Raw genomic sequence first — 14074 nt, 5'->3', positions numbered from 1 at the left:
AGACCTCGGGGAGTGCGTCGTAGTGCGACCGACAGGCAGCTGCCGCCCGGGAGCGGGAGGGGAGAGCGGGAGTCTGAACGGCGTGCTCGTGGCAACAGCGCATGGCCCCTCGGGCCGACTCCGGCATCAGACTTTCACGCGGGCTACCGGCCCAAGGCTCGGTCGACGTCGACGGACGACCACCGCTCTCAATTTTCACGCCTTCAAGGATCCTTCTGGCTAAATGTCGTGTCCTGGGGTGTGAGGAGGGTGTTGGCACTATGGTGGACGCTGCCCGTCGGTGCGGACCTTCACTACGAGCCGAAGATGGACGGCCATCGGCTGGTCATGTGGCGTACGGCGCAGACGGTCCGGTTGCAGACCCGGTCCGGGCGGGACGTCACGCCCCAGTGGCTCGACCTGGCGCTCGCAGGGATGCAACTCCCCCGGGCGTGATCCTCGACGGCGAGGGGATCGTGTACGTCTCCGGGCGCATCGACTTCGGCGCCGCGCAGTCCAGGGCGGCCTCGACGCCGGCGCGGGCCCGTGCCCTCGCGGAGCACCACCCGGCGCACTACGCGGTGTTCGACATCCTCAGCCACCCCGACCTGGGAGACACCCGCGGATGGTCCTACGTTAGTCAACGCGCCAGCCAGCAGATCGCCCCGCCCGCCGACAACAGAGAGCAGCACTCTCAATGACCGCCTCGAACCTCTCCGCCGACTGGCTCACCACCTGGCAGCAGGAGATCACCGCCACGCTCGGGACGACGCTTCGCAGCTTCGAGGACACCTTCGGCTATCCGCCAGGCGACAACGAAGTGTTCCTGGCCGATGAGGAGAGCCGAGCTGCGGCAGCACAGCTCAAGGAGGTCGTGGACATGCCCCAAGAGCTGATCAGCCTCTACGCCACGATCGCCGAGCTGTCGCTACCTGATATCGATCACGGATACTTCGTGCACACACCTGCTCAGGTGCTCAACGACATCGACCAGTACGGCCCCGTCCGCGTCACCGCGCACGCCACTGGCGTCGTGTTCGGCAGCGATGGCGGAGGCATCCTGTTCGCCCTCGATAGCCACGGAAGAGTGCACCGGTCCACCACGGCATCCTGGTTCGACGACTTCAAGGTGTCCGCACCAACCCTGATCCACTTCCTCGAACAGCTCCGCCAAGCTGTCACGGCCTTCGCACGCCGCTGAGATCCCTCAACCCATGCCCACAGGTTCCCGCATCGGCAGGGTATTCGGACAGTTCCAATACCCGACTCCACCGTTAGCGATCTACCCGGAGGACGTGATCTCCCATCATCGGGCCTTCATCGCTCGTCGCAGAACCGAGCGACCCAGCGAGGAGTACCGCGAGCTCACCGCCACCGAGTGGGACGAGTTCCTGGCCCATTTCGAACTCCGCAAGGTAGCCCTGGGAACCAGCAGCCGCGACTACGCGACCTCGTGCCAGCATGAAAACGCCTGTGTCAGATGCCCCCTACTTCTCGTGGACCCGGCCCAGATGCCACGTCTGCAGGGGATCCACGCCAACCTCGTCGACCGCCTCCAGGAGGCCCGCGACCAGGGCTGGCTCGGTGAGGTCGCCGCCATCGAGACCACCATGGCCGCCGCCGCGCAGAAGCTGGAGGCCATGCGCGAGCGTGCAACTCAGCCGTCCACGGTCCACCTCGGCATGCCCGACATCCGACGCGACACCGGACGAAGCAGCGTCGCAGACGTTGAGAGATCCTTCCCATCGGATCCTAAGCTTCGCGGATGAGCTACGAAGAGTTGTGCTGGGAACCGATAGCGGCGCTTCCAGAAGGCGAGCCCGAGGCGTCGTTCGGCGGGCGTTGGGAGGACCGGCTCTGGTTGAACGTTCCTGGCCCCTTCTATACCGGAATCGCCGATAACTGTTGGACGGGCCGGCTGCACGCACCGCGTCATGTGCTCTGCGGCGGCGAGTACTTCGGCGAGTACGTGTATCGCCAGCCGGCGACCACGGCCGAGGTCCTGAACCTGGTGACAGCAGCCCAGGAAGATCCGTACCGCGGCTATGCCTGCGACGGCGACAGCCGATGGACACCCGAGGCCGTTCGGGACTGGTGGCGCGACCGTCGGCGGGTCACCGAGTACCTGGAGCCCCTCCTGCCCACATGGTCGTCCAGCGACAGGTCTGACGAGAGGGAAGCCGCAGAGGGGCTGAGGGACTTTGCCGCCTACATCACCGAAGGGCTCGGCGTGGACCTCCGGAAGTACCTCTTCCGGCTTGAAGAGGGCTGCTACCCGAAGACCCCCGGACCATTGCCTGAGCTCCCTTAAGCAATGACGGCCGTGGGGTTCCCGCCCTCATACCTGGACACTCGTGAAGTGGGCGCAGGTGCAAGGCGGCGCGACCTCGATGACTGCGGCCGTGCCACGGCGCGACACGCTCGGATGCTGCCGAGTACCAATGTTTCTGCCCACTACTTTCAGTGACTCGACTGCGATCCGACCTCGCCAGGCCGTCTGGACTAGTTCGGATAAGCTTGCGTTCGTTGCTCGCTCCTCCGGCCGGACCCGGCCCAGCGTGGCCGGTTGGAGGAGATCCGCGACAACCTCGTCGCCCGCATCGCCGAGGCCGAGCGCGAGGGCTGGCTCGGGGAGGTCGAGGGGTTCCGGGTCAGCCTGGCTGAAGCCGAAGACAAACTTGCTCAGATGGGCCGACGAGCTTCCGGCGGCACGGCGATCGACCTCGGCATGCCGCGCATAGCCGCAGCTCAACCCACTCAGGCGGAGGGAACAGCTTCGCTGGCACAATCACTGGATGACCAGCAATGACATCCGGTTCGACTGCCAGCACCGTGGCGACGGCGGCCCGCTCGTGATCGTCCCCCGCATCGACGGAACACCACTCACCGAGCTCGTCGACGGGTTCGAGATCGCCGCCGGGATGCAGCCCGCAGGCGACGCCTACGGCGGTCTGATCCCGGAGTTCTTCCGGTTCGGCCCGATGCAGGATCACTTCCTCGGACTGTCCACCAAGGCGATGGGGCCGAAGACACCCGTTCTCGGTTGCGAATGCGGCGAGTGGGGATGCTGGCCCCTCATGGCCCGCATCACCGCGACGGCCGACTTCGTGATCTGGGACGGCTTTGAGCAACCGCACCGCAAGGCCCGCGACTATGTGGCATTCGGTCCGTTCCAGTTCGACCGTCACCAATACGATGACGCTTTGCAAGCCCTGAGCGCGACGATCGGCTCCGACGTCGACGACACGCGCGCGTGAGCGAGCGCCACCAGTCGCGGCCTGCTGGGCTAAGGGTTGGGGAAGCGGTTCTTGGAAAGATTCGAGACGGAGAGTCTGGCGCTCATGCCTGGCCAGAAGGTGCAGGCCAGGGTCCTCAGCCATCACCCATGGGGTGTGCTCGTTGAGATCGTTGGTTACGAGAACGCTGGTCTGTCGGCCTCTATCGACATGATCCAGCAGTTCTCCCAGACCACGAGCAGCCACGACGAACTACTCGCGCTCTTTCCACCCATCGGTTCACAGATCGATGCAGTGATCCAGCAAATCCACCGCTGGCATCCGCCGGTATCAGTGCGGCTCACCATCCGACCTGCTGACCTGGAGTCGCTGGTCTGGAGCTGCGACTTCTGTGGTGAACCGATCACGTTGGGCCCAGGTGGAGACGCCCTCGTCCTGGACTCGCGCAGCAGCGACGGTCCAGGAAGCCACACCATCATCTCCCACCGGCAGTGCCTGGCCGAGCGCATCCGCCCGGAGAACCGTGGAGAGCGGGCGAGAGCATTGAAGATCGGGAAGATGTGCTGAAGTCGTGAGGCCCGCGCCTACCGGCAGGGATGAGCTCGACAGCTCATTCGGCGGGGCCCGAGCGATAGTTCAGATAAGCCTGCATCCGCTGCCCGGTCCTGCGGGTCAATCCGCAGATGGCCTTCCGTCTGGAGGAGGTCGAGACTGATCTGATCGCACGCCGGGCCCGTGCCGAGGCTGAAAGGCTGGCTCGGCAAGATCGAGGGCATCGATCTGACCTTGACGCTGCTGCGGCAGAAGCATGTCGAAGCGAGGCGGCTGGCCAGCATGCCCCGAACCGTTGACCTGGCCATTCCCCCGGTAGCACGTCGCGCTAGCCAGTAGGGGGATCAGGCACTCAAGCACCCTCCCGCGCAGGGGGCGGAGAGGCTGACGACTGCTGGCCGCGGCTGCTGACGGCTTCGAACAGGCGGACCTGAAGGTGGCATGATCGGCTCCGGTTGGACTTGGCGGTGGGGTGTGACGTGGGCGAATGGCGGACCGATCCGACGTTTGCGATGTGCCGGGCGTTGGTGGACGGGGCAGAACTGTCCTCGTTCGTGGGCGGACGGTTCGACGTTCGGACAGTGGTGGCCACCATCCGGCCCGAAGCCAAGGACGGATTCCTCCTCGACCAAGTCCCGTGGGAGCATTTCCCGCAGGGGGATCGTGTCAGGGAAGCCGTTCACCTGCTGCACACGAACGACTCGCCTGTTCGCACCGGAGCAGGCGTTGTGGATGGAATGTGTGCCAATGACATGCGGGCCGCGACCGTTCTCGCTGTGCCGTTCCTGATCCGCATCGCCGCCGATACCCGCCACCCTTATCGTGCCGGCGCGCTCGCAGAGGCCTCCGCCCCGGCGCGCGCCCGCTACTTCTGCGTGGCCTCCCGCGACGAACTGCTACTCCATCGCGCCGACCTCCAGGACGGCGATCCGTACGACGCCTACGGCGTTGAGGTGACCGGTTACCCTGCGGGCTGGTCGGTCGCCGCCGCCCGAGCAGCGATCACCGCCGACATTGCTCTCTTGCAGCCCCTTCTCGGCGACCCCGACCCGTCGATACGCATCCACGCCGCCTACACACTGGCCGCTGCCGCAGATCCCGACCGAGCGGTCCGTACCTCCTTCCGCGCCCGGTTCGACGCCGAGCAGGACCCGATCGTCTGTGCCGCCTTGGTCCTCGCCACCGCCGAAGCCACCCGAACCCACCCTTACTCGCCGATCACCGCATGGCTGCACGAACAGTGGCGGGACCCGTCACAGGCGCCGGAATCCCGGCTGGCCGCCACGGTCGCCTGGCTCTGCCTCACCGACGAACCCGTCCCCGACGACTTGCGCGCCGCCGTCGATGCCCTCGCCACCGACGAGCGCGCCCACGCCATGGAGGCCCTGCCCTGGATGGCTGCTGCCAGCGGATCCGGCGAAACGGGACTGCACCGCTGCGTACGAAAGATGCTCCACCCCGACCAGCCCGACCCTGAGTATTACGACGACCCATGGGCCCCGCGCCCCTGACGGTGAAAAACCAGCCAGCAGTGCTCGATCCCTAGTGTCGGTGGCCGCGCACGCCGGCTGCGCGGAAAACAGCCCAAGCTCACCGCCAGATTGAACGAGATGCCCTGGTGCAGTTAAGGCAGAAGGTCCGCCACGCGGAAACCGTCGACGCGGCCGTCGTCGGCTACAACGGCACCGCGGTCCGGCCCCGGCACCTGGCCGTGCGACTCCCGGACGGGCGTACGGCCCTCTCGCAGACCCTGACGGCGCCCCTGGCCGCGCACGTCGCCCAGGTCCTCACCGGGGCGGGACCGGCCCGCAGGGCGCGCACCAGCGGCGGAGACGCGTACAACGCGGTCGACGTCGACGCCGTGGTCGAGGTCCTGGCGGGCACGACGCGGCACGCCGTGGTGTTCCCTGTCAAGTTCTTGGGTTCAGCAACGCCGGAGTAGGCCAGTGACAGCAAGTTTCGTCCGAGTGTCCAGATCTGTACACGCATCGGTGCGGCTGCAAGCGGCATTGTCAGAGGCAGTTGGCAAGATCGCGGCTATGACCAGTACTCCGACCACGCCACCACGGCCCTTCGACGTCGCCGGGCTCTTCCCCCAACTGGTACCCCTGGCACGCACCGCTACCCGGTTGCACCCCCGACCTGGGGCGCCGTCGCATCAGGACAGTTCCATCGGTGGACCGCTGTTGTGGCCCGTTGACGAACCGTGGCCGCACTGCGAAGGACCGCATGTGGTGCGCGGGTCCGGTCCGGGCCAGTCTCCGGCAGACGTGAGACTGGAACGGCAGATATGTGCCGTCGCGCGCGGCAGGGCCCTGACCGTACGGGAACGGGAGACTCTGGAACGAATCCGCCCCTCACGGGAGTATCCGCTGAAGCCCACGGTGACCCGCTATGAGGGGCCCATAGCGATGTTGCCCGTCGCGCAGCTGTACGCACGAGACGTACCCGATCTGCACGCGCCGGAAGGTGCAGACCTGCTCCAAGTCCTGTGGTGTCCCTTTGACCACCAGGCGATGCCGCGAACTGCGGTGTTCTGGCGCTCGGCAGCCACTGTCACCGACATCCTCACCACGCCCCCTGAGCCGGCCGTGATGCAGTCCGACGGCTACCTGCCCGAGCCGTGTTTGCTCTACCCGGAGCAGGTCACGGAGTATCCCGACCATCTGGAGCTGAGCAAGGAGCATCGGGAGCGGATCGGGACTTGGACCACATGGCAGACGGTCGTGGCGGATGTGGAGGAGTACGCGTCGTCCGCGGGGGTCTACTACGACCAAGAGCTGGCCAGCGCACCCGGCTGGAAGGTCGGCGGATGGCCCCGCTGGAGCGCCACCGACCCCGTCCCCCGGCTCTGCCCTGCCTGCGGTAGCGACATGGACGCCCTGCTGACCATCGCCTCGTACGAGAGCCTGGCCAACAGCAGCAGCTGGATCCCCGACGAAGCGTGTGAAGACCGCGAACGCACGAGTCCGACCTCCAACGGCATAGGCCCGGAGGGGCAGGAATTGATCGACTTCTTCCGCGCCCAAGGAAGGGAAGTCCAGCTTCGCGGTCACATCCCCGCCAAGGCCCACGCCACCCCCGTCAACGTCAACCCTGCTCCCAGGCAACCAACCGCCATCCAGCTCGCCGACGGCTCCGACCAGCAGCTCTACATCTGCCCGGCAGACCCCGAACACCCCCATGCGGAGATGATGCACTAAGGCGATAATGCGGGGTCTAACGTGCAGTCAGGTGACGGGCGGGCGGAGTGGGACGACGTTGTCGGCGACCGGGATGGCCTGGGGCGAGGTGCTTGTCAACCGCGATCGCTCCTGACGCTTGAACCCACCCAAGCATCAGGGAAGTGGTGACGGTGACGCGGGTCAGGTGACGGCCTGCCGGCCAGCCTCGCGCGCCTGGTCCATCGCCGTGGCGAAGCCCTTGTCACGGCGCCGCCGTTGGTAGATGGCGGGCGTGGTCACGCCGACCGCGGCCGCGAGGACCGTCGTGCCCGGCTTGCTCAGCTCCTCCAAAAACAGCGCCACCCGCGTCGGGGTGAGGCGCGTCTGTCCAGTGTTGCGCGTACGGGGCGGATGCCGCGGCCACGGCGTCGCAGGCCTTCGCGAACGGGTCGTCGCTGCGCCACCCGCTCGTGTGCGCGAAGCCGAGGATGAGCTCGGCCCGGCCGGGCGGTACGCCGAGGGCGAGCAGACGCAGGAAGTCGGCCCGCGCGGTCCGAACGCGTTCCTCGACAGCGTCGGGGTCGCGGCCGGCGAGAGCGATCGTGAGCCGGGTGTCCGTACGCGCTCGGGTCCACACCGCAGGCAGGTCGAGGCCGAGACTCGTCGCCGCAGCGTCGACCGCCTAGCCCTGCCGGAGAGCGGTGATGAGCCGGTCGGCTTGGCGGGCAAAACGGCGCGGGGTCGGTCATACCCGCACCCTACGAGCGGCGTGGCAGTGCGCTGGGCGGAACCGCTGCGCCCCGGCCGGAGAGTCGTCCGGCCCGGGCGTGGCCGGGGCCTCACCGCAGTGGACGCCTGCGGCCTCTGAACGGACCGCTGCGACGTCGCCCTGTCCGGGGGCCCGGGCGGTCTGCACGGCCCGGCGCTTCAGCGGCCGGGCCGGCGCGAAGGCTCCCGACGACGCGCACCCTGGCCTGCGCGCTCATCTGTTGGCGTGGCGTCGGCTCACAGCAGCTCAGCGCCGCCACTCGTAGGCTCCTGGGGAGGTCTGCACAACTTCCTGAGGCCAGGTCGCCCTGACGCGCTGCAGCCGTTCGTTATGGTCATCGGCCCATCCATCAGCCAGACGTACCGGAACCCGGACCGACGTCCCCGTTCTGGCAAAGTCTTCCACCACGACCGCGGCGATCCCGTTCTGGCTGGACGGTTCGAATCGGATCTCGGGGTTGCGTCCGTCGTCCATCCATGCGGCGTCCCGCCCGGCGGCGAGCGTGCGCAGGACCTTTGACCAGCTGTCCAAGTCGTCCGGGGCCAGGCAAACATCCAGGCGTCCCTGGGCGAACCCGCTCGTGACGACGATCTCGGCGTCGAGGAAGTCGTGCCACGGCAGCACCCCGGGCATGTGGCGGCTCAGTACCCGAACCATGAGACTGCTCTCTTCGTCGGCCAGGCAAATGAGATCCACGGTGCTGTCCTCGGCCATCTCCGCTCCCCACGTTCACATCGACTGCCGTCATGATGCACGCGTACCAGCACCCAGGCTCAGACCGCGTTTGAGATCTGGCCAGCCCAAGTTGTGCCGACGCGGTCGCTGTGCTCACTGTCGGCAGATGCCTCGGCAGGTCACCAGTCAGCTGAAGCCAAGTTCGGTGAAGCCACAACCCCCGCGTTCGGCATAGGGCAATGCCTGCCGGGATACGAGACTCGGGGCCTGCCGGAAGTACTGACGGAAGCCCGAGGCCCGGAACTTCAAGTCAAACGCGTGGCCTTCAATGTGCCAAAGCGGACAGGGCGCAAAGTTCGGACGGGCATCATCCGGCACCAGCCGGTGCACCCTGTCGACCTCCAAGTCCACAGCAAAACCCTTGAAGTCGAGGTCGCCCTCAAGGTCGAAGACATCTTCGAAGACGAGTGTCACCGGAGAGACCCAGAACGAAAAATGGGTTGCGGGCGGGACCGGGTGGACCCAGCGGACGATGTAGTCGAGGTCGAAAAGAAGACGCGGCAGGAGGTCGTCGGTCGGCTGGACGGACAAGCCGTGGATGGTGGCGTCATGCCACCCCATCTCTTCGAAATCTGCGTCGCTCCAGGTGCTCTTGGAGAGACCTGACTCCTTGTGGCTGCCGTTGCCCATGCGCGAATCCAACCAGACACCTCGACGGAACCACTCACAGGCCAGGCTTGAACGAGAGTGGACGGGGTCCTGGGCGTGAGGCTGGCCGGCCTCGAGTGAGCCGACGGACCATGATGCCGATCATCGCCCAGCGGATCATGGTCTCTGACCTGGCCGGACTGGTTTCGTAGTCGCGGGCCAGGCGCCGGTGAGAGGTGATCCACGAGAGTGTGCGCTCGACCGCCCACCGCTTCGGCTGGACCTGGAAACCGCGCTGGCCCGGGGCCTTGCGCACAATCTCCAGCTCGCGGCCGAGGACAGCACTGGTCCACTCCACAAGGCGTCCGGCGAAGCCTTGGTCGGCCCAGATCTTCTGCACGCCCGGGTGGTCCAGGCGGGTCCACAGCAACGAACGCTTCGCGCCGTCACGGTCCTGGATGTTCGCTGCGACCACCTGGACCGCCAGAAGCAGGCCGAGGGTGTCGGTGACGATGAACCGTTTGCGGCCCTTCACTTTCTTCCCCGCATCGAACCCTCTGGTTCCCACGGGCACTGTGTCGGCCGACCGAACCGACTGTGAATCGATCAGGCCCGCGCTCGGCTCCGCGTCGCGGCCGTCGGCTTCACGGACCCTGCTGCGCAGGGCGTCATGGATGCGCTCGACAGCGCCGTCGTCGTGCCACCACGTGAAGTACCAGTACACCGTCGGCCACGGTGCGAAATCCTTCGGCAGCTGCCGCCAGGAACACCCGGTCCGCACCACGTAGAAGATCGCGTCGAGGATCCGCCGCCGCGGGTGCTTCTCCCGCCGACCACCCTTCGGGCCCACCCGCGCTGGCGGGAGCAACGGCTCCACCAGTGCCCACTGCTCATCCGTCAGGTCCGACGGATACCCGCCCCCACCACCGCTCACAGTGAGCTCAACGAGCGCCCCAGCAACGAGACACCGCAGATCTCAAACGCCGTCTCACACGGGGCACTGCGTTAGGAGTTCTACAGTAACCCGCCAGGACACACCTGACGGAGCTTACTATTTGCTGTCGATATTAGGGCATGTGTCCTTCGCGTTGAACTTCCCGGGCCTCTTCCAAAGCCTCACTGGAGATGCGCAGCAATTCGCCTTCAAATCGCGAAACCGAAAGGCTGAGGAACTCAATCACTTCCTGTGACGAGTCGGCCAACTGAGGAATCAGGAAGCAAACCTCTCGGAAGAGTTCTATATCCTCGCCATCGGCTTTTCGGAGAATCTCTGGAAGAATATCAAGGATTCTCTTTCTGCAGTATTCAGCCACATCCACCGCGACTCCACCAATAGCTACGTTGAGGCCCGGATGTCTGGCGTTAAGGATCGATTCAAGCACGTCGACAGAGTTTGAACTAAGGCCCCCTCCGGACTCTACGTGCTCCGCTATGATGTCGACACACGGAGCAGCGGCATCATACAGATACCCCTGATTGGCAACCTCACAGTAGAGTACCCCGCGTGCACGGTTTCGCTCCTCTGCATCCATTCCGAGCAGTCGTCCGAGGTGCTTTCGAAGTTGACTCGAGGGAATGCTCAGGGTCGTAAGGGATTCCCAATCCCACTCTTCGGACATTTTCACTGTTCATCACTCTCCCATTTAGTTCCAGGCGCGAACTGATCGCGAGTGGTTCGAATCTCGCAGCGCACGCGGATCAAGCAGGCGCGGTGGCGGTGGGTCAGCGTTTGATGCGTCCGCGGATGGCGAGGACGGCGAGGGCCAGGAGGGCGGGTTCCAGGAGGCGGGAGGTCATCTCGATGTAGGCGCCGGCGGTAGTCAGGTCCTGGCCGCTGGAGCGGAAGACCACGGAGTTGAGCGTGATGTTCAGGGCCTTCTCGAACCGCTTGCCGGTGAACCTGTCCCCAGTCGGGTTCTGCGGGTCGTCTTTGTCGATCGTGAACGTGACTGACCTTGCCCCGCCGGGCGGGACGGTACCGGTCGCTTCCTGTTTCGGGGAGGAACCCGGCAGGCCGTAGCCCATCAGCAGCATGATCGTGAGCAGCATGGCGGCGGCGAGCCAGCCCAGGGCGCGCGCGGCGCGCAGGCCGTAGCCGGACAGCAGCCAGTAGGCCCACAGCAGGCCGCGTTCGACTCTGGGGGTGCCGGCGCGGTCGTGGCGGCGCATCTCGCATTCGCAGTAGTAGAACTCGGCGGCACCGGGTTCGTTCTTGCCGTCCTCGAAGGCTTTGCGGAGCTGCCGGTACAGGGCGGCGACATCTTCGGGGTCAGGGGTGTGGCACAAGCCACCTCACGCGCCGCGATCTCCAGCGTCACCGGCGCCCCGAACACCGCACCCGACAGATCCAGCGATCCCACACAGACAGCCGGCCCCCACCGTGAAGCCACCAAGAACTGCGCCCCGACGAACCCGGCGGTGCCTGAGAACTGCACCCCGCTGAACCAGGCGTCGCCCGAGAACTCCGCCCCGCCGAACATGGCGGAGCCGGAAAACTCCGCCCTGATAAACGCGACGCCGCCGGTGAACTGCGCCCTAATAAAAGCGGTTTCGCCGGAAAGCTGCGCCCCGCCGAACCCGGCGTCACCGAAAAACTGCGCGTCGTCGAACCCAGCGTCGCCGGAGAACTGCGCTCCTTCGAACTTGGTGGCACCGAAGTGGGGGTGGGGGGTGATGGGGTCGTGAGGGGCGTTCAGGAGTCGGTTCAGGAGGTCTTCGGTGAAGGGGGTGCCGCGGTGGTCGATGTCGGAGCCGGGTGTCAGACCCGCCAGGTAGGTGTCGCGGTCGGTGCCGTTCAGGTGGGCGAGGCAGGCGGTATGGCCTGGGACATGAATACCGCGGCAGCCAATGGGATCGGTGGCCGGATCCGCGCCGTGAGCGCAGTGCAGCCAGGACGGGGCCGGGGGTGCGGCCGGGGACATTGCCATAGCCAGCACCGTAACCCTCTGCAAGTGGGTTCAGGCGGGCTGCTGTTGTGATTCGGGCTGGGTGGGGCAGGTCTCCTCGTTGGGCGGCAGGCCCTGCGCAGCGTGCCGTTCAACGACTGTCCAGGATCGGGCTCTGCCAGACCGCGTATCGGCGCCCTTGGAGGAAGCAGCCAACCGCGCTCAGTCAAAGTACTCGCCGCAAGTCACCACGGCCGTGGCGCGCTGAACGGAGCGCCCACGACCGGGCCGACGCTCCCGCCCCGGAACTGCAGGTCGTGAGCGAGAGGCGGCGCTGGTGGTCCCGACCCGACAAGCATGCGCTGGTGAGGACGAACCGATCTCGACACGGAAGCGCTGGCATCGTTGAAAGAGCGCAACTCCACACGTCACGGAGCCCCTGGAAATGCTGCCCTCCGGAGGCTCCGTGACTTAGCCTCGCTGTTTCGCTTCGGGTGGCTGAGCTGGTCTGGTGGCGGTCGACCGATGATTTCGGTCGCTGGTCGGCCGGTGAGTATGGCGAAGGCCCGACGCTCGGGCCGGGTTCTCCAAGGTCTTTCGGGTCGTGGGCGGTCTGGGGTTTGCTGGTCAGCCGGCGGGACGGGGCAGTGAGGCGAGGCGGTGGAAAGCCGTGGCGAGTTCGTGTCTCCACGGCCAGGTCGCCGATATCCGCAGGCGTAGTCGCCGGCCGCCGCGGGTGAGGCGGGCGGCGACGTGCAGGAGTCGGTGGCGGAGCTTCTTCGGCTCGGCGGTGGCCATCTCCCCGTCCAGCAGCAGGAGGCACGTCCAGGCCAGCAAGTCGATCGCGGTGAGACTGAGTTCGAGCCAGACGGCGTTGACACCGAAGTCGCGGGAGGGGAAACGGCCGAACCCGGTGGTCTTGCCGCACCGGATGCGGTCCTCGACGGTGGCATGCCCGCGGTGGCGGACCTCGAGGAACTGGGCCGAACCACCACCGGGATAGGGAGTGTCGGTGAGGAAGACCTGGTGGCGCAGTCCCTCGTCCAGGTCGAACAGCGACAGCTGTGCTCCTGGGTGTGGCCGCTCGCGGCGCACGATGATGCGGGTGCCGGCCGGGTAGCCGCCCAGATCGACCATGCCGGTCAGCTCGGCGACTTCGGTGCCATCACGCAGTGTCCCGTCCTGGTCCAGGGCGGGATGCCAGAGGCGGTCGGGCATGGCCCGGATGGCGCGGCGGATCGGCTCGGTGATGGCGTATCCGACCGAGAAGAAGGTACGGATTCCTCGTTTGCGCAGGTCACGGACGTGAGCGAGGAAGGCTTTCGCGGATCCGGCGCTATCGGTGCGGACCAGGATGTCGGTGCCGTGCCGGTGGGCATCGGGGATCTGCGCGAGTGCCTGGTCGAGGACCGCAATGTGATCGGCGGCAGTGTTGGCTCCGGAGTTCCCGGGCCGCAGCTGCCCGGACAGCGCCTCGCCGGTGTTGGCCAGGAAGCACACCAGCGGGTGGAACCCGAAACCGCCCTTGTAGGTGGGCGCGGCCGCCTCCTTTTCCGAGTGGCAGGCCACCAGCGTGGCGTCGAGGTCCAGGACCAGGCCGGGCAGCACACGACCCGCGGCCCGGGCAGCGGGTATGCCCTCACCGTTCTCGGCGGCCTGCAGCCAAGCGACCTCCCGAGCCGAAGCGCGGGCCGAACGCAGCGAAGCAAGTGCCTGCTCGTCCATGTCGGCGAGCAGCCGCCAGGCCGTCGGTGTCGAGGCAACCGAGCCGAACACTTCGGCCTGGTCCCGCAGTACGGCCAGGTCCGCAAACGCCTCGCCGCCGTCGGCGAGCATCACCGCCAGGTCGGTGGTGATTCGTCCTGGATCGTGTCCGGTCCCGCGTGGCCGCAACGGCCTGAGCGCGGTGGAGTACGCGGCGGTCAGCCCCGTGGCATCGGCAAGATCCGCCAGCAACCGTGTCCCGGCACGACCGACCACCCCCGAACCATCGGCACTGACATAGATCTTGGGACGCAACCCGATACCCTGCACGTAGAAAGTGCCCTCCGCCTGGACCGACAGAACCCCTCAGCAAGGTTCATCGTTCCAGGTCAGGAAGGCACTTTCGCGTTTTCGCCTCGGCAGCCACCAACCCCAAGCGAAACAGTGAGGTTAGAGCGCCCG

18 protein-coding genes and 1 pseudogene are annotated in these 14074 nt (G+C 66.5%); 11 read left to right on the top strand and 8 right to left on the bottom strand.

Features of this window, described 5'->3' with window-relative positions; translation table 11 throughout:
* Positions 1-252 precede the first annotated feature (252 nt).
* The 11 genes from DN051_RS40415 to DN051_RS46915 all read left to right on the top strand — a co-directional run bounded on the left by DN051_RS40415 (position 253) and on the right by DN051_RS46915 (position 6970).
* The gene (locus tag DN051_RS40415) at positions 253-435 is read left to right on the top strand and encodes a DNA ligase-like domain-containing protein (protein ID WP_162624728.1); all 183 of its coding nucleotides are present in this window, start codon (positions 253-255) and stop codon (positions 433-435) included.
* On the top strand, positions 432-680 hold the full coding sequence (locus DN051_RS40410) for a DNA ligase-like domain-containing protein (RefSeq protein ID WP_112437545.1): 249 nt from the start codon (positions 432-434) through the stop codon (positions 678-680). Before DN051_RS40415 ends, DN051_RS40410 begins: the two co-directional genes overlap by 4 nt.
* Positions 677-1180, top strand: a complete 504-nt coding sequence (locus tag DN051_RS40405; RefSeq protein ID WP_112437546.1) for a hypothetical protein — start codon at positions 677-679, stop codon at positions 1178-1180. The genes DN051_RS40410 and DN051_RS40405 overlap by 4 nt, the downstream gene beginning before the upstream one ends.
* Before the next feature lie 13 nt (positions 1181-1193).
* Entirely contained in the window at positions 1194-1748 is a 555-nt protein-coding gene (locus DN051_RS45515) for an integrase (protein ID WP_162624729.1), read from the top strand.
* On the top strand, positions 1745-2290 hold the full coding sequence (locus DN051_RS40400) for a hypothetical protein (protein ID WP_112437547.1): 546 nt from the start codon (positions 1745-1747) through the stop codon (positions 2288-2290). Before DN051_RS45515 ends, DN051_RS40400 begins: the two co-directional genes overlap by 4 nt.
* A 255-nt stretch (positions 2291-2545) precedes the next feature.
* On the top strand, positions 2546-2788 hold the full coding sequence (locus DN051_RS46015; RefSeq protein WP_199315031.1) for a hypothetical protein: 243 nt from the start codon (positions 2546-2548) through the stop codon (positions 2786-2788).
* Positions 2775-3236 (top strand): hypothetical protein, encoded by a 462-nt coding sequence (locus DN051_RS40390; RefSeq protein WP_112437548.1) that lies wholly within the window; start codon positions 2775-2777, stop codon positions 3234-3236. Before DN051_RS46015 ends, DN051_RS40390 begins: the two co-directional genes overlap by 14 nt.
* Before the next feature lie 84 nt (positions 3237-3320).
* Positions 3321-3782 carry a hypothetical protein gene (locus DN051_RS40385; protein WP_246040801.1) on the top strand — a complete coding sequence of 154 codons (462 nt, stop codon included), beginning with the start codon at positions 3321-3323 and terminating at the stop codon, positions 3780-3782.
* Between the two features lie 464 nt (positions 3783-4246).
* Positions 4247-5278 carry a hypothetical protein gene (locus DN051_RS40375; RefSeq protein ID WP_112441899.1) on the top strand — a complete coding sequence of 344 codons (1032 nt, stop codon included), beginning with the start codon at positions 4247-4249 and terminating at the stop codon, positions 5276-5278.
* A gap of 107 nt (positions 5279-5385) precedes the next feature.
* Positions 5386-5709 carry a hypothetical protein gene (locus tag DN051_RS40370; protein ID WP_112437549.1) on the top strand — a complete coding sequence of 108 codons (324 nt, stop codon included), beginning with the start codon at positions 5386-5388 and terminating at the stop codon, positions 5707-5709.
* A gap of 574 nt (positions 5710-6283) precedes the next feature.
* Entirely contained in the window at positions 6284-6970 is a 687-nt protein-coding gene (locus DN051_RS46915; RefSeq protein ID WP_246040800.1) for a hypothetical protein, read from the top strand.
* A gap of 162 nt (positions 6971-7132) precedes the next feature.
* Here DN051_RS46915 and DN051_RS45510 read toward each other — a convergent pair whose 3' ends face one another.
* The 8 genes and pseudogenes from DN051_RS45510 to DN051_RS40340 all read right to left on the bottom strand — a co-directional run bounded on the left by DN051_RS45510 (position 7133) and on the right by DN051_RS40340 (position 13972).
* Entirely contained in the window at positions 7133-7294 is a 162-nt protein-coding gene (locus tag DN051_RS45510; RefSeq protein WP_162624730.1) for a hypothetical protein, read from the bottom strand.
* Positions 7295-7946: 652 nt separating this feature from the next.
* Entirely contained in the window at positions 7947-8414 is a 468-nt protein-coding gene (locus tag DN051_RS40360) for a DUF5959 family protein (RefSeq protein WP_112437551.1), read from the bottom strand.
* 147 nt (positions 8415-8561) lie between these two features.
* Positions 8562-9065 carry a hypothetical protein gene (locus tag DN051_RS40355; RefSeq protein WP_112437552.1) on the bottom strand — a complete coding sequence of 168 codons (504 nt, stop codon included), beginning with the start codon at positions 9063-9065 and terminating at the stop codon, positions 8562-8564.
* 34 nt (positions 9066-9099) lie between these two features.
* Positions 9100-9957: an IS5 family transposase gene (locus DN051_RS40350; protein ID WP_112437553.1), complete on the bottom strand. Its 858-nt coding sequence runs from the start codon at positions 9955-9957 to the stop codon at positions 9100-9102.
* A 133-nt stretch (positions 9958-10090) separates the two neighbouring features.
* A complete protein-coding gene (locus DN051_RS45505; protein ID WP_162624731.1) occupies positions 10091-10642 on the bottom strand; it encodes a hypothetical protein in 552 nt (183 codons plus the stop codon).
* A gap of 103 nt (positions 10643-10745) precedes the next feature.
* Complete coding sequence (locus tag DN051_RS47625; protein WP_342781516.1) at positions 10746-11309, bottom strand: hypothetical protein; 564 nt, start codon at positions 11307-11309, stop codon at positions 10746-10748.
* 173 nt (positions 11310-11482) lie between these two features.
* A pseudogene (locus tag DN051_RS47620) lies at positions 11483-11944 on the bottom strand (pentapeptide repeat-containing protein); the annotation flags it as partial.
* Positions 11945-12535: 591 nt separating this feature from the next.
* Positions 12536-13972: an IS1380 family transposase gene (locus DN051_RS40340; RefSeq protein WP_425471787.1), complete on the bottom strand. Its 1437-nt coding sequence runs from the start codon at positions 13970-13972 to the stop codon at positions 12536-12538.
* Positions 13973-14074: the final 102 nt, after the last annotated feature.

The sequence above is a fragment of the Streptomyces cadmiisoli genome (genome assembly GCF_003261055.1).
In the GTDB taxonomy this organism is placed as follows: domain Bacteria; phylum Actinomycetota; class Actinomycetes; order Streptomycetales; family Streptomycetaceae; genus Streptomyces; species Streptomyces cadmiisoli.
This window is presented reverse-complemented; position numbering and strand designations above follow the sequence as displayed.